This is a genomic window from Nocardia sp. NPDC050378, from assembly GCF_040655675.1.
In the GTDB taxonomy this organism is placed as follows: domain Bacteria; phylum Actinomycetota; class Actinomycetes; order Mycobacteriales; family Mycobacteriaceae; genus Nocardia; species Nocardia coubleae.
Genome location: NZ_JBFAKI010000024.1, coordinates 10,360 through 24,916 on the forward strand (window position 1 = coordinate 10,360; position 14,557 = coordinate 24,916).

The 14,557-nt window shown below is 64.3% G+C and carries 12 protein-coding genes, 2 pseudogenes and 1 CRISPR repeat array (1 of these 15 cut by a window edge); of the genes and pseudogenes, 4 read left to right on the forward strand and 10 right to left on the reverse strand.

The window, feature by feature from the left end; genetic code table 11:
* Positions 1 to 135: direct repeats of the CRISPR family, unit length 29 nt; unit sequence GGGCTCATCCCCGCTCGCGCGGGGAGCAC (it extends 265 nt beyond the left edge of the window).
* Positions 136 to 1,436: 1,301 nt separating this feature from the next.
* Genes cas2e through cas3 form a run of 8 tightly spaced genes read right to left on the reverse strand, consistent with a single transcriptional unit; the run spans position 1,437 to position 10,288 of the window.
* On the reverse strand, positions 1,437 to 1,811 hold the full coding sequence (gene cas2e / locus AB0I35_RS30380; protein ID WP_357399756.1) for a type I-E CRISPR-associated endoribonuclease Cas2e: 375 nt from the start codon (positions 1,809 to 1,811) through the stop codon (positions 1,437 to 1,439).
* Positions 1,805 to 2,767, reverse strand: a complete 963-nt coding sequence (gene cas1e / locus AB0I35_RS30385; protein ID WP_357399757.1) for a type I-E CRISPR-associated endonuclease Cas1e — start codon at positions 2,765 to 2,767, stop codon at positions 1,805 to 1,807. The genes cas2e and cas1e overlap by 7 nt, the downstream gene beginning before the upstream one ends.
* On the reverse strand, positions 2,764 to 3,450 hold the full coding sequence (cas6e, locus tag AB0I35_RS30390) for a type I-E CRISPR-associated protein Cas6/Cse3/CasE (protein ID WP_357399758.1): 687 nt from the start codon (positions 3,448 to 3,450) through the stop codon (positions 2,764 to 2,766). The genes cas1e and cas6e overlap by 4 nt, the downstream gene beginning before the upstream one ends.
* A complete protein-coding gene (gene cas5e, locus AB0I35_RS30395; protein ID WP_357399759.1) occupies positions 3,450 to 4,157 on the reverse strand; it encodes a type I-E CRISPR-associated protein Cas5/CasD in 708 nt (235 codons plus the stop codon). The genes cas6e and cas5e overlap by 1 nt, the downstream gene beginning before the upstream one ends.
* The gene (cas7e, locus tag AB0I35_RS30400; protein ID WP_357399805.1) at positions 4,154 to 5,272 is read right to left on the reverse strand and encodes a type I-E CRISPR-associated protein Cas7/Cse4/CasC; all 1,119 of its coding nucleotides are present in this window, start codon (positions 5,270 to 5,272) and stop codon (positions 4,154 to 4,156) included. Before cas7e ends, cas5e begins: the two co-directional genes overlap by 4 nt.
* A gap of 5 nt (positions 5,273 to 5,277) precedes the next feature.
* Complete coding sequence (gene casB / locus AB0I35_RS30405) at positions 5,278 to 5,931, reverse strand: type I-E CRISPR-associated protein Cse2/CasB (protein WP_357399760.1); 654 nt, start codon at positions 5,929 to 5,931, stop codon at positions 5,278 to 5,280.
* Positions 5,928 to 7,556 carry a type I-E CRISPR-associated protein Cse1/CasA gene (gene casA, locus AB0I35_RS30410; protein ID WP_357399761.1) on the reverse strand — a complete coding sequence of 543 codons (1,629 nt, stop codon included), beginning with the start codon at positions 7,554 to 7,556 and terminating at the stop codon, positions 5,928 to 5,930. Before casA ends, casB begins: the two co-directional genes overlap by 4 nt.
* Positions 7,553 to 10,288, reverse strand: a complete 2,736-nt coding sequence (gene cas3, locus AB0I35_RS30415; protein WP_357399762.1) for a CRISPR-associated helicase Cas3' — start codon at positions 10,286 to 10,288, stop codon at positions 7,553 to 7,555. The genes casA and cas3 overlap by 4 nt, the downstream gene beginning before the upstream one ends.
* 399 nt (positions 10,289 to 10,687) lie before the next feature.
* Between cas3 and AB0I35_RS30420 the strand changes: the two genes are divergently transcribed.
* The 4 genes from AB0I35_RS30420 to AB0I35_RS30435 all read left to right on the forward strand — a co-directional run bounded on the left by AB0I35_RS30420 (position 10,688) and on the right by AB0I35_RS30435 (position 12,560).
* A complete protein-coding gene (locus AB0I35_RS30420; protein ID WP_357399763.1) occupies positions 10,688 to 11,020 on the forward strand; it encodes a hypothetical protein in 333 nt (110 codons plus the stop codon).
* A 102-nt stretch (positions 11,021 to 11,122) separates the two neighbouring features.
* Positions 11,123 to 11,332: a hypothetical protein gene (locus AB0I35_RS30425; protein ID WP_357399764.1), complete on the forward strand. Its 210-nt coding sequence runs from the start codon at positions 11,123 to 11,125 to the stop codon at positions 11,330 to 11,332.
* Positions 11,333 to 11,350: 18 nt separating this feature from the next.
* Positions 11,351 to 11,737: a hypothetical protein gene (locus AB0I35_RS30430; RefSeq protein ID WP_357399765.1), complete on the forward strand. Its 387-nt coding sequence runs from the start codon at positions 11,351 to 11,353 to the stop codon at positions 11,735 to 11,737.
* 433 nt (positions 11,738 to 12,170) lie between these two features.
* Positions 12,171 to 12,560 carry a hypothetical protein gene (locus tag AB0I35_RS30435; RefSeq protein WP_357399766.1) on the forward strand — a complete coding sequence of 130 codons (390 nt, stop codon included), beginning with the start codon at positions 12,171 to 12,173 and terminating at the stop codon, positions 12,558 to 12,560.
* A 275-nt stretch (positions 12,561 to 12,835) separates the two neighbouring features.
* On the opposite strand, the pseudogene AB0I35_RS30440 reads toward AB0I35_RS30435, so the two are convergent.
* Positions 12,836 to 13,289 (reverse strand): annotated as a pseudogene (locus AB0I35_RS30440) (IS30 family transposase); the annotation flags it as partial.
* Between the two features lie 86 nt (positions 13,290 to 13,375).
* Positions 13,376 to 14,519 (reverse strand): annotated as a pseudogene (locus AB0I35_RS30445) (IS3 family transposase).
* Between the last annotated feature and the right edge of the window lie 38 nt (positions 14,520 to 14,557).

A 14,557-nucleotide genomic window follows, 5' to 3' on the forward strand; every position in this document is an offset into this window, starting at 1 on the left:
GGAGCACCCGGCAGCGAGAGCGAGTTCGCGGTCGGTGAGCATCCGTGGCTCATCCCCGCTCGCGCGGGGAGCACTCGCGAAATCGGTGTGGGCGAGCAGCCAGCCGGGGCTCATCCCCGCTCGCGCGGGGAGCACACTAATTGACCTGCACGTTCACACAGCAATCGACCAAATCACATTCACTTTCGAGTAAAACCACAATCGTCAAACCGACACCTAGTCCGCCATACCGCTGCCGTCCCTGCGTCAATCTCAACCACCGTATCCACCTCTCACCACGACCGACCGGCCATGTGAAAGCGACATTTGGCCGACATATCCTCACTTCGCGATGCGTGTCCAGCCTCGCCACGATGCACTGCACCATCAAGCCAGTGATGATCCCCACCGGGCTCAGCCCCGCTCACGCAGGGAGAGCCTTCCCGAGCCCGATGTCGAGCCGCGCCGTCAGGGCCCATCCCCGCTCGCGCGCGGAGCGCCCACCGAACTCAACACCTCCTGTCGGATCGGGGCTCATCCCTCCTCGCACCTGCACCACCTTGCCGCCCCGCTCTGCCAGTAGTCCCCAGCTAGGCACCGACCCCTTACCAATCCACGGTCACCGTGAAAGGCGGACCTCAGATTCGGTGGAGTCGGGCCAGCGCGGACCATCCCCACAAGCGCGGGGAGCAGGACATACCTACGCCCTCAACTGACGATCCAGTAGGGCTCATCCCCGCAAACGGGGACCGGGCCACATGCACTCGGCCCAAGTCGAGGCTACCGGCACGATATTCGCTAGCACCGCCTGGCCTGCATAAGCGTCCCCACCCGATCAATCAGGTTGCCAGTTGTGTCTACCCCGGGGCTATTACATGGCCAAGACCGCAGCAGGTTCACCTACCTCCCCCCTCGAGATCCGAAAGGCCATCCAGCACAGGCAACACCAACGCCCGGCGAAGCCAGTATGCGATCTCACCCACGACAACCCGCCCGCCCGCACTCAGAAAACCCAGTCCACTAACAATGATCAACAGCGTCAACGGACGCTCCACCACACCTGGCCAAGAACGATCCGCAGCATTAGAGACACCCAGTACCCAGAGTGCCCCCAAAAGGCAAAGGCACCCAGCGGACAACGTGACCGACAGGACAAGCCGGCGTCCGTAGATCGGCGGCATGATCAGCGACCTCCTACGCCTCGTGCCATCAGGATCCGGTCCGAGAGCGGCGACCATCAACTTCTCCTATCTGAGAGCTGCCGCACGTCACCGGAGGCGCTCTTCAACTTACGATGCAGTAGTTCAATACTGTACGCCTCCGTGCACGGCCAAGCAATTGCCAACAGCGTTAATCATGTTGTACGGCAACGAATCTGAAGTTCGCAGTCTGCACGCTTCCCAGGGGGGCGATATGACTTGCGGCCCGCACAGATTCAGCTGATACGCACCCGTGGATCAAGCAGAGCCGTCGGGGCGGGGCCCTTTAGCCTGATGCGCACGACGATAACGGCTCGCCTTGCTCCATCCCGGCCGTGCCCCGCCACCGCTGCCGTCACCCGTGTGCGGCCGGAGCATCAGGTGAATGCCGTCGATGTCGATCGGTTCCCAGTCATGCCGATGGGTCTTGAACGCCAGCCGCTGTTCGCCACGGGTGGTGTGAATCATGATCGCGCGACCGTCTTTACACAGTTCGACCATTCGTTGCCAGGCGAGATCTCGTACTCGAGCACTGACCACGCCCACGAAGACGCCCGGACTGATCTCGAGGAACCATCGGGTGAGGTGACCGCGGAGCCCAGCAGGGCATGCGGTGAGGACCAGCACTACCACGGTGGGTCCTCATCAACGTAGGAAATGCCCGCTGCGAGGTTGCCTTTGCGGTCCCACAGTTCCACGACGTCGCTGTCCCACTCCTCAGCGTCACCGTCATGTGTAGGAAGTAGCAGTGCGTAGATGTCGGAACAGCAGCGCGCCAACAAGTTTCCCTCGTGCACCGCGTCACGGACCGCGCGCCGGGTGACTCCCCCGATCTCGTCGCCACCTTCAGCCGCGACCATCGCCGCCGCATCGAATGCCGCGGGTATCGCGTAGTCGGCCTTGTACAGGTCGGCCAGATCGAACACGAACGACCGCTCGTGACCGGTGTGCACGAATCCCAGTCCAGGAGCACAACCGAGCGCGACGATCACCGCATGCGCCACTCCGTACAGGCAGGTCGTCGCCGCCGAGAGCGCCTGATTGACCAGGTCCGAGGAGCCGAAGTCGTTCGGGTTGTAGTCACGGCGTTGCCATTCGATGCCGGTCCGTTGGGCGTGCTCGCGGTAGATGCGGCGCACGCGCGCGCCTTCGCGACCACGCAGTTGCTGCATGGTCAATCCGGCGACGTCCTCACCGGGGAACCGCATCTCATACATCTGGCGGGCGATCCGCAGGCGGATGCTCTGGTTCGACACGGCCGCGGCCTGTGCTTCGAGCAGGCTCGAGCTGCGTGCCAGGGACCGGCCGTGCGCGTAATAGCGCACGCCTCGCTCCCCCACCCACACGACGGTGGATCCACTTTCGGCGAGCAGCATCATCGCCTGATGGGTGACCCGGGTGCCCGGGCCCAGCAGCAGCGCCCCGATCGCCGCGGCGGGAATGTGTACGACGCCGCGTTCGTCGGTGGAGGTGATCGCGTTCGCGTCCCGATGCACCGTGGCGCGTTCGAGGTAGATGAACGACAGCCGATCGCGCGCCCGGACCAGTTCCCCGATCCGGGGCGGGCGTGTTCCGGGAATGTCTTTCACACCGGTGCCAAGGTGAGAAGCCCGCAGCCATATCCCTTCGCGCGCCCGATCCCGCCGATCAGTGCCGCGCGGAGACGGTGGGGGTCGGTGACTTCCAGGGTGCCCTCGAAGGTCGCGGTGGACAAAGCCACCGTGTGCGTTCGGCGTTGGAAGGTCACCGATCTGCGGTCGGTGATGATCACGTCGGGTTCCTTGCCGTCCCCGCTCACAACTTGGCCGAGCTCGAAACCGTGATCGGCTGCTTTGCGCTGCAACCAGTGCAGCTGGCCGGTCGAGTCGAGACCGACTGTCTTGCCTCGCTCGGTCGGGTCGTTGCGGTCACGGTCCATTGCGCGGCGCACGGGGTTGGCGGTGAGCCGGAAATGCCAGCGCTGGCCGACAGCGAGATCGTTGAGCAGGTCGCGATAGTCGCGCGTGGCCCAGGCACTGGTGGTCGGCCAGCCCGCCTGCTCGACCACGTGGGTGAAATCCGGTCGGTGGGGCGAGACGACGTACAGGTGGATGTTGTTGTCGGTTCGGTCGATTCGCCACAACACCCGACCGTCTGAGGGACTATCGGTCGTGTCGCCGGGTTCTGAGGGTGGGAAAGCAGCCATCACTGCGGCGTGGGTGACCTGTGGGGAGGTGAGGAACAGGCGGGTGCCTTTACGGGCGGGGTTGAGCGGTACTCGCGACAGATACATCAGGCACCTCCCAGCGCGGCGAACGGATCATGTCGTGTGGCGCCGTCGGGATTGGTGATCTCGACCGCAGCCGAGACCACACACCGCCACCCGTACTCGCGACGCTGGGGGTCGAAATCCACTGGCACGTCGCGGACGCGATCCTGCAGAGCCTCGTCGGGATCACCCGGCAGCAGGTCCCGGTAGATCGGCAGATGTACCGTCGCGGGCTGGCGCTTGCGATACCACGGGGCCGCCTGCCACTCCGTGGTCGCCAACGCATCGGTCAGCGTCTGGTCGGTGACCTCACCGAGCGGCAGCGGTTCGGTGACCGGGCAGGACCGGCGACCCAGGTAGAGCGGGAACGTCGGCGCCCGCAGAGCGTCCCGAATCCCTTCCAGCAGCTGACGTTCACCAGCGATCGCGGCCACGAACACCGCGTCAGCGAGGTAGTAGCGGTAGGACAGTGGGTAGCTGTCGCGGCCGTCGAGGCTGCGTGCGACCTGGAAGTCCCGCACGAGCGAGCCCTGCTGATCGATGCGGACCCCGAATCCCAGCCCGATCAGTTCTTCTTCGATCGGGTCGGTGCGGCGGCGGCCCTGCGCGGCGCAGATCAAGCCCAGTACGCCGCTTTTGGATGGGTACTGCTGGGTTTCGCGGCGGGTGAACCGGCTCGCCACACCCCATGACTGCAGGGGCGCGGCGAGTTTGAGCAGCAGCACACTCACGATGCCCTGCCGAGGGCCTCACGCACCTGCGCGGCGACCTGGTCCACAACGGCGGTCAGTGAGGCGGGGGTGGCCAGTTCGTTCAATGCTTCCAGGTCGTTGGCCGCAGCCACGACGTAGTTGGTGGCATCACTGCTGCCGTAGGCGGATTCCAGCGCGTGGTAGCGCTGCACCAGTTGTTTGGCCGCACCGGCCGAGCGGGCGGCGCCGAGGGCATCGACGGGTGGTTCGAACGCGGTGACCAGGTTTATCGGCTGGTCGGTGCGCACGCTGACCACGACCGCGTCGGGCAGGGTGCGGTTGGCGAAGGTGTTCTGCTTGCCGGTGGGCATGCTGCGCACGAACGCGGTCAGGAAATTCGCCACCGCCACCGCGGTCGCTTCGTTGTCACCGAGATTCTCGGCGAGCTGGGCAACATTGACGGTGGCATAGCGGTACAGGGTGGAGGAGTTGAATTCGACGACACCGATCATTCCGGCGCCGGCGTTGTCCTCGGGGGCGCGGTCATCGACGGCGGTGAAATAGTCGAACTCGTTGTTGACCGAGTGCACGCTCAACGCGTGAGCGACTTGGGCGGCGGCGTCGACGTTGAGGTCGGTGGAGTCGGCGACCATCCGCCCGAACAAGGCGACGTCGATGCTGTCGGCGCCGTTGGCGGCGGCTTTGGCGGCGGCCTTGTTCGAGACCCCGGTGGTGGCTGTCTCGATCGCGAGCTGCGCGAGACGCTCGATCTGTGTGGCGCTCAGAAACAGCAGGTACTTGGACTGTTCGAGCTGATCACCCGATTCAGCGCTGTCTTCGTCTTTGCCCTTCTTCTTGGGCTTTTCGAGCTTGATACCGGCGTCTTTTAGTACTTGAGCTGCGGCGGCGGCCGGGTCGTCGACGGCGTCACCGATGCGTTCGGCGACAAGTTCCACGACCCGTTTGGTGCGCACACCCAGCGTTGCCGGATTGACCAGATCACCGAACATCTTGCGGGTGGCGCGTTTCCATGCCTGGCTCGACACGCGGGCGCGGCGCACACCACCGTAGACGGCGGTCTTGGGGCTGCCGGTGTCGTCGCGGTTGATGTTGGACGGGGGCACGGTCTGCAGGATGTGGACGTCGACGAACATGCGGGTCACTGGTTGTCTCCGGTTTCCGAGGTGGCAGAAGTGGTGGTCGGTGCGGGGTTGCGGTGGTAGTCGCGACCCCACGACAGCAGAACTTGATCGGCGTAGCGCCCGGTGTCGAGCTTGTACAGATCGACCGCGAGACGGGCGTAGTCCAGTGGGATCTCGTGGGCGCGGAGCTGGCCGATCAACCCCCGCAGATGTGTCAGGCGCGCGTCGTGGTCGGTGGCGGTGCCGATGACATGGAATCGGGACCGCACGGCGTCCTCGGCCCCGGAGGAGGCACCGAGGCGACGCACCGCGGCGCCCAGACTGGCGTGATCACGCCGATGCATCGGCTTGGCGCGTGACTGCTGATGCAAGGCGTGGATTGCCATCGCGTCATAGGCCGCCGACTCCCACGCCGTCGGTTCCTCCGGCTCCTGGACGGGCCCGTAGCCGGAGCTTTCATATGGTGCGGCCGGAAGGTCTTGCAGGGTCAACGCCCACAGGTCCGGGAGCCGCCCGGGTGGGGCGTTGAGTCCGCGGCGTAGCTTGGCCATCGCCGCCAAAGCGTCGCTCTCACGCCGGATATAGGCGGCTTGCCGACCCGAAATACGCTGGTGGACATAGTCTTCCAGGGGCCCGTATTTGCTGGTGCTGGCCTGTGGTGTCGCGCTCACGTGAGGTCTCCGTCGTCATCGGTGGGTTCGAAGGCTCCCGGCACTGCTTTACGACGCTGGGTCTGGTAGATCAGCTGTGCCGCAGCGGAGTCGAGCCAGCGGTTGTCGATCTCTCGCCCGACCCAGGCAGGCTTTCCCGCAGCGCGCAAGGCGTCGGCAGCGTGTTCATCGATGATCGAGCGCACGATCCGATGCCAGGCCCGGTACTCGTCGTCGAAGGTGTCGTTGCGCGGATCCAACCCGGCCAGCCAGCGCCGGAACGGCCCTTCCAGCGCGAAGTAGCCTTCTTCGCGGGCTCGGGCACGCGGCCCGTCCGGGTCGCCGCCAGCGGCCCTGACCAGGTTCGCGGTCAGCCCGGCCAGTGCCGCCACCGCGCTGTCCGCGCTGGCGACGGCCCTGGCGGCGATCGAACGCAATGTGGGGTTCGACAGCAGTCCGACGCGGAACCCGATGGTGTCGTCGACGACTTCACCGACGACGGACTGCTGGTTGATGTAGTGCATTCCCACCGCGTGCAGGCGCACCGGATGTGTGGGGTCCAAGGCGTCCTCGTCGACGAGGCGCTGGGCCCAGTGCACGACCCCGGCGGTGATGTCGTTGCCGGCGGCAGGTGCCGCGGCGAGGTCGTCGAGCATCGAACTCATGCCGCGCCACAGTGACCGTTCCGGGTCGTGGGTGCGCGGGTAGTGGCGTGTGTTGCCGCCGGCTTTCTTGGTCTGGATGTCGCTGTAGCGCCAGCCGCTCATCGGTTCGAGCAGGTGCTGGTTGAACGGTTCGAGCGGATCCCCGTTACACAGCACCACCCCGGTGACGTGATCATCGGTGGCTACGAGCCGGATTCGGCGGCTCTGCCAGGTCGCCAGATCCGCCGGACCGGTCGGGACCGGGTTCTCGCGCACGCGGGGACCGTCGGGCTCGCGTTCCCACACCGGGAGGTCATCGCCTCGGTAACGCTGCCCGTTGACGTCGAGCAGCACCAGGTTCAACAGCAGTGTTTCGCGCAAGGTGGCGCCCTCGAGGAACACCCCGCCCAAGGCACCCGCGAAGCCGACCCCGATGGGGTAGCCCTTGTTGTTCTTCACCCGCGGATCCCCCACGGCGCCGGTCTTGATACCGGAGGGATCGAACCCGTGCGCATGAACCAGCCACCGCGCGGCCTCGGCGAAGTCGATCCGCTGCAGATGCCGACCGGCACGGGTGGTGAAGTATTTGGCGCCGTTGGGCACGTCGGCGATCAGCTTGTCCAACGCACCCACCGCGTCCCCGGCGGATTGCAGGCCCGCGACCTGGAAGAACGGAGCCACCGGATCGAACAGCTCGAACCGTGCCCGATGGGTGTCGAGGTAGGTGTCGATCTCGCCGGCCGGCAACGTGTCGAGATCCCACAACTGCGACCACACATCCACGGCCGACCCCGCCCGGGTGGCGAGACTGCGTCGCAGGACCGCCAGCAACAACCGCAGGATCGCGAACGACTGTGTGGGTACCTCACCGACGATCCCCGATAGCTCCGAGGCTCGGTGTAGTACCTGGCGAACAGAGAGCACGTCCGCGATCACGGTCCGGTCGACCACCTGGATCCACGGGTCGTCGACGAGGTTCAGCCCTGCTGTTGTCGTCGTCATCGCTGGGTGTCTGCTTCCTTCTTCGCTGTCACGACCAGTCCGAGGGCCGGGTCGTAGGTCAAATGGTGTTGCGCCAGTTCGGTGGACAGATTCTCGTCGAGTTCGAGAACGAGTTCACCTGCCAGCCAATGTGATTGCTGCCAGCCCGGATAGAAAGTGTCCTCCAGTGTCCGTAGCACGATGCCCATCCGGTTGTATCGCGTCAGGAAGACCGGGAGCCGGATGGTGCACTGTGCCAGCACCTTCGCCAGTGCCGGATCCGGACAGGAGTCGGCGGGGACGACGCGGCCACCCATCTCCGGGATGGTGGGCAGCACCCGGATCTGGTCACCGACGCGGTGCACAACGATGGCTTCGATGCTGTCTTCGGCGTCGCGGACCTGCGCTTGACCGCCGACACCGTCGGCGTCGTCGCGTACACCGGCCACCAGCCAATCCCGAATCGTCGTGTTCTCGGTGTGCGGAGGGCCCAGCAGATAGTCACCAGCACGTTTGCGCTGATCGGCTACATGCAAGGCCCACGCGGACTCTGCCTCAGCGAACGTCTCTGCCCAGTCTGCAGCAACAGCGAAGCTGTCCGCGTAAGCGTGTGCCACCAGCCCCGGAATGTCGGCGGGAACGTCGACACCCGACTCACGGCGATCGGCGAGGACTGCTGCCGCACGTAGTAGACGTGCCCGGCCGTAGACCTTTTCGCCGCCCTTGTCCAGTTTCGGGGGAACCGATCCCCATTCGGCGCCGCGGATCCAGCAGCGCGGATGGTTCACCCGCGCGGGACGTCCCGAACGTGGATGGCGGTGCAGTCGGCCGATGCGCTGCAGCACCAGGTCCACCGGCGCCAGATCGGTCACCAACAGATCGACATCGATATCGAGAGACTGCTCGATCACCTGGGTCCCGATGACCACCATCCGCGCAGGTCTGCCCCCGCTACCCGGCGGGCCGAGCAGCCGACGCAATCGGCTCTCGTGCCGCGCACGATCCACTGCTACGAACCGTGAATGCAGCAGCAGCACCTCACCCGGATCGAATCGACCGTCGGCGGTCATCACCTCGAACAGGTGCTGAGCGCGAACGACGGTGTTACACACTACTCCTGCCGTGCCGCCCTCGGCCAGCGCCTCAGCCAACCTGTCGACCAACAGGCCCGCGTCGTCGTCGATGAAATCGAGCTCGATCCCCTCGATCGATCGGCCCGAGGCAGCAACAGCACACGACAGCGCAGGATTCGGCCACACCGAGATCGCCGGATATCCGGCCACGGCAACAGCAGACTCGCCTTCCCTGCCGCGGCCACGCCGATAGGCTTCGAGTAGCGAATCACGCTGCGCGGGAGGCAACGTCGCCGACAACAACAGCACCGGAACACGGTAGGCACCGAGCCATTCCAGCACCCGACACAGGTAGGTCGACATGTAGCTGTCCGCGGCATGGACCTCATCGATCACTACGACCTTGTTCGCCAGACCGAGGTGCCGCAACATCACGTGACGAGCCTTGAGCGCACCCCTCAGCACTTGATCGATGGTGCCGACCACGAAGTTCGCCAAGGGACCCCTCTTCCCGACGAACCAACCATGCGCCAAGACCGTGCTGTCGCCGCAGTCGGAACCGATATCGATGAAGCTACGCCGCTTCAACTTCGCATAGTCCTCGTTCAACGCCGCCTTACCGTGCGCCAGGACCATGCTGCCCGGAATTCCCGAGACCGAATCCACCCACTGACGTACCCTCGCGAACATCGCATCCGAGGTCGCCATCGTCGGCAACGCAACGAATACCCCACCCGCACCGAACCTTTCAGCGAGTACTTCGGCAGCGAGCAACGCGGCCTCGGTCTTCCCCTCCCCCATAGGCGCTTCGATGATCATCAACCCCGGATCAGGCAGCTCGCAGGCGATCCGCAGGCACTCCTGCTGCAGGGGCCGCATCGGATCCTCACGAGCGAACCTCGATCTGAACAACTCCTGGCGGGCGGTTTCTGAATCCGTCGCCGCGCCTGCCGGTGACCAGGCGTCTGGCAATCCGAGCAGGGTCCACGCCTTGGGTGCCTCGATGCTTGATGCTCGCCGACTGTCGAGGGGGAACAGGTCCTGGTTGCTGGCGATCCAGTCGGTCACAATCACCGCCGCAGTCAGCAGCACCTGCTGCACAGTCGACAACCTGACCACAGACCAGGCGGCGATGCGATCTGCAGCACCGGTCCGCTCGGTCACCATCGTCATCAGCTCGCTGCGAGCACGCTCCCACTCCGGTCCACCCCACAACGAACGCCCGCCGTTGACCGCGGCCTGAATCTGGCCCACCGTCGCAGGGACACCGTGGTGGCTCCCGACGACGACCGCATACGTCGACGCCACCCGCTTCGACCAACCATGGCTGACGAGAAATTGCTCCACCGTGATCTGGCCGGCCAGTCCGTGCGGCAACAACTTTCGATCGACAGGTGCACCTGTTACCGGCAGGCCGTTGCCATGCATGTGGTCGAACAACTCCGGCACCTGACACGCAAACGCCGGAGTCAGCTTCCCGATGTCATGCAATCCAGCCAACCAGCAGAACAGGATTCGCCCATCAGCCAACCCAGCGGGCAGGCCCTCAGCAAGCAGGGACAGAACATGGGCGGGTAGCCAGTGGTCCCACACCAGACCGGCAACCACCGACGAGTCGGCCGAATGCCGAAACAACGACAAGCTGGCCCCGGCACGATCGCTCTTCGCCCACGCAGACATCACCGCTGATGAGACCACCACATTCCCCCTTCGTCTTCCACCCCGCTATCCGCGACTGCCGACCATACCCACTTTCATCGACATTTACACTCGCCCTGCGAAATTCATCGATAATTCCCACCGCCGCAGGTGGCGCCGTTCCCGACGCACGAGCAGAAGGTGGAGCGCTGGTTTGCGGCGCGGCTCGGCCAAGAAACACTCAGCTCATGGCGGTACTGATCGGTAGGCGAAACATGCGGGTGGTTCTATCGGTGATCTGTGACATCACCGATCGGTAGATCCTGACGTCACCTCTGATCCGAGGATGTTCGCATCGGCGAATTTTGACGTCGTGATCTTGGTTGTGGTGCAAAGATGCGTGTGCTTCGCCCCATACACATGCGTTGAAGGGAGTCGCCGTTGCCTCGTCAGACGAAGGTCGAGCTCTACGCCGCGATCCGGCGCGACGCACGAGCGGGATTGTCAGGTCGGGCGTTGCAGAGGAAGTACGGGGTCGGTTGGCGCACAGTCCAAGCCGCGACCAACACGGCGTGGCCCAGCGAGCGCAAGAAGTACCCCACGCGAGGCTCGAAACTCGATCCGTTCAAGCCCTTCATCGACGAGGTTCTGCGCACGGATTTGCGGGCGCCACGCAGACAGCGTCACACGATCAAACGCCTGTATGCCCGACTGCTCGACGAACACGGCATGGATGACGTCGCCTACCAAACGTTGCGTGACTACGTCGCCTAGCGGAAACCGCAGGTCCGTGCTGAGGAAGGCAAAGGCCCTGCGGAGGTCCTTATCCGCCAAACCCACCGCCCCGGAGAAGAAGCCGAGGTCGACTTCTCCGACGTGACGGTCCGGCTACGCGGCGAGCTGGTGGTGGTGTGTTTGTTCGCGTTGCGAATGTCGTTTTCGGGCAAGGCCGTTCACCGCTGCTTCCTCTCGGCTGGTCAGGAAGCGTTCTTCGAAGGTCAGGTCCACGCCTTCCGCGTGTTGGGTGGGGTACCGGTCGGCAACATCCGCTACGACAACCTGCGCGCCGCGCGGTCGCCCGAGTGATCGGATTCGCACGGCTGCGTGAGGAATCCGACCGTTGGACCGCGTTCCGTTCCCACTACGACTTCGACGCGTTCTACTGCCGACCCGGGAATCGAGGGCACCCACGAGAAGGGCGGTGTCGAGAAACAGATCGGGTGGTTCCGTAGAAACCACTTCATCCCGATCCCCGAGGTCGAGTCGATCGACGAGCTCAACGAACTGGTCGATGCCTGGGACATCGCCGACGAACAACGCCGCATCGGCGCCCGCCCCCGCACCATCGGCGAACTTTTCGCCGCCGAGAAACCGCTGCTCAAGCCACTGCCCGACGAACCACCCGAGACTGGGCGTTGGTTTACTCCACGGGTCGACAAGTTTCCCAGATCACCGTGCGCACCAACCATTACTCGGTGCCGGTCCGGTTGATCGGTCGACGACCTCGAAGAAGCAGCCAGATCCAGCTAGGACCATGGGTTGCAGACCTCGGCTCCGTACGCTGAGCCGAGATGGTATTGGAACACAGCATCCTCAAATCGTCACCGACGTGACTTCGTTGTCAAATGCCATGCGCGGCAACGGCATCGATATGCTTCGCGGGCCGGACCTCCGCCGCCGGGCGGGATCTTCCAGGTTCGGGCCTTACCCTGCAGTGCATCTTCCCTCGTCAGGTAGACCTTCTTTTCCGGATGAGGGCACAGCGCACGGTTCAACTCGTGGGCATGGGCGGCGGCCTTCGCTTCGGTCCGGCCTCGGGTATGTCCGGTCCACGACTTGCCGCAGGAACAGCTCACGATGTACTGGTGGGGCCCGAGCTTCTCGGTCGTGAACATGTGGACTTCCACGCGGCTAGCCTACAGACATGTCATCGTTCGGCTTGCCAAGTACGCAATGCAATAAGCCGAACGCCCCTCCTCGCTATGAGATCGACAACGCTTTAGCATCCAAGCGGCGTTCGGCGTTCCTCATCGAATCCACCCAACGCCCAATAACAGACGAGGCCGGGCTACCTGGCTGCGTGGTTGATCTGAGCAAGCCGGAGCCACCCGACGGAGGGCATGGCAGGGTCGAAAAGGATCCGGTATTCCACTTGTGGACGATGGGCCAGACCTACGGCGATGAGACGGTGATCCAGTTGTACCGCAACGACTTAGATGCCTTCATCGCAGCGTGTATCCCGCTGCTGCCCGTGCTGGCTCGATGCCGCAACGGGCGAACGTACTGGGTCGAACGGGCTCACCCTGGACACTGATCACCGAACCGGTTCGCCACGGCGTTTGCTGTCCGGGCGCCCGCCCCGTTGCGATCGTCAGTACAGACCGACCCCGCAGCGCGCCAACGCTAGACAGGGGATCTAGCGAGGAATCTGAAGAAAACAGACGCCCTACCCACGCACAGCGTGGACGGGTCGACAGATCGCGAGCACATCCTCGGGTCCATCCCCGCAAGCGGGCCGGGAATTTCGTCGGTGCCGCCGATCGAAGCGGATCGGCCAACGCGCAAAGTCCTGGGGCACGCCAGCCTAGGCGACGCAACATTTCGTTGTTGAAGCGATTGTAGATGCTCCTCCATCGCCTCGGCCGGCGTGCGCCACCCGAGGACCTTCCGCGGTCGCTTGTTTAGCGCGTCAGCGACCGCCGCCAGGTCCCGTTTGGTCCAACGGGACAGATCCGTTCCCTTCGGAAAGCACTGGCGTAGAAGATCATTCGTGTTTCGTTTGTCCCCCGCTGCCACGGGCTATATGGGTCAGCGAATAGACCGCGACCCCGGTAGTCGCCGTCAGTTCCGCATGGGCGGACAGTTCCTTTCCTCGGTCCCAGGTCAGCGACTTCACCATCGCGGTCGGCAGTTTCGCCATCGTTGCCGCGAGCGCCTTGTTCATCGAGGCCGCCCCGTAACCGCTGAGCGCGGGACCGTTCTTCACCGGAGCGCACTCGCGCCATCCGCGTTCGCGGGGCAAGTTAACCAGCATCGTGAATCGATGTTGTTTGAGCTGGTTGATGCCGCGCTCGACGGCGTTGCGGTCCGGGACTGCCCCGAGTTCGGTTAAGTCGCGGGTTTGGTCTATCAGGCCGCGAGTGCGGGCCGGTTTATTGTCTCATTCTCGATCGGGGTGAGACGGCCGAGTCGGCGTTGCCGACGGGTGCGGTGGTAGGTCTTCTCGATCCAGACCATAATCGCCAGGCGGAGCTCGTGACGGGTCGCCCACCGTTTCCGGTCGAGCACGTTCTTCTGCAGCAGTGCGAAGAACGACTCCATTGCCGCATTGTCACCACAGGCTCCGACCCTTCCCATCGAACCTCGTAAACTATTGACCGACAGCGTGTTCACGAACTTCCGAGAACGAAATTGGCTGCCTCTGTCCGAGTGGACAATCGTCGCGGTGGGTGATCGGAGAGCGACCGCATGGCGCAACGCCGACACTGCCAGCGATGCCTTCATCCGTGAACCGATCGAGTACCCGACGATCCGGTTGGAGAACACGTCCTTGACCGCGCACAGATACAATTTCCCTCACTGGTGGCGTGCTCGGTGATATCTGTCAACCACATCGCGCCCGGGACCCCGGCAGTGAAGGTGCGCCCGACGAGGTCGTCATGGACCGGCGGGCCGGCCTTGCAATTGAGGCCTCGTTTCTTGGCGAAGACGCTCCAGATCCGCTGCGCCGAGCACAACCTGTGGACCCGGTTCTCGCTCGCGCGGATACCGCGGGCGAGCAGCTCGTCGGCGATGAATCGGTAGCCGAAAGCCGGGTCGTCGGTATGGATGTCGAGAGCTGCGTTGATCAGGTGCGCGTCGTCCCAATCACGTTGCGAGACAGGGCATTGCTTCCATTTGTAGAATGCTTGGGTGGAGAAGCCGAGTACCCGGCAGATCACCGCGACGGGGATACCGTCGGCGGCCAGGTCGAGGACCAGCGGGTAGCTCATTTTGGGTTGACGTCACGCGAGAAATAGGCGACCGCGCGGCGCATGACCTCGGCTTCTTGCTCCAGCTGGCGGATCCGTTTACGCGCTTCGCGCAGCTCGGCCGATTCGTCGCGGGTGGCGCCGGGCCGGTGACCGTCTTCAATATGAGCTTGTTTGAGCCAGTTCTTCACGCAGCTCTGGGAGATTCCGAAATCCTTGGCGATCTGGGTCAACGAGATCTCGCCCTTGCGGGCGACCGCGACTACGTCGCGGCGAAACTCCTCGGGATAGGGCTTCGGCACGGTGAACATCCGTCCAGCGAGGAGTAGTCATCACAGGT

Coding starts and splice junctions, on each gene's coding strand:
- cas6e (WP_357399758.1), bottom strand. CDS start 3,450: ATGTATCTGTCGCGAGTACCGCTCAACCCCGCCCGTAAAGGCACCCGC.
- cas7e (WP_357399805.1), bottom strand. CDS start 5,272: ATGTTCGTCGACGTCCACATCCTGCAGACCGTGCCCCCGTCCAACATC.
- casA (WP_357399761.1), bottom strand. CDS start 7,556: ATGACGACGACAACAGCAGGGCTGAACCTCGTCGACGACCCGTGGATC.
- cas3 (WP_357399762.1), bottom strand. CDS start 10,288: ATGTCTGCGTGGGCGAAGAGCGATCGTGCCGGGGCCAGCTTGTCGTTG.
- AB0I35_RS30435 (WP_357399766.1), top strand. CDS start 12,171: ATGTCATCGTTCGGCTTGCCAAGTACGCAATGCAATAAGCCGAACGCC.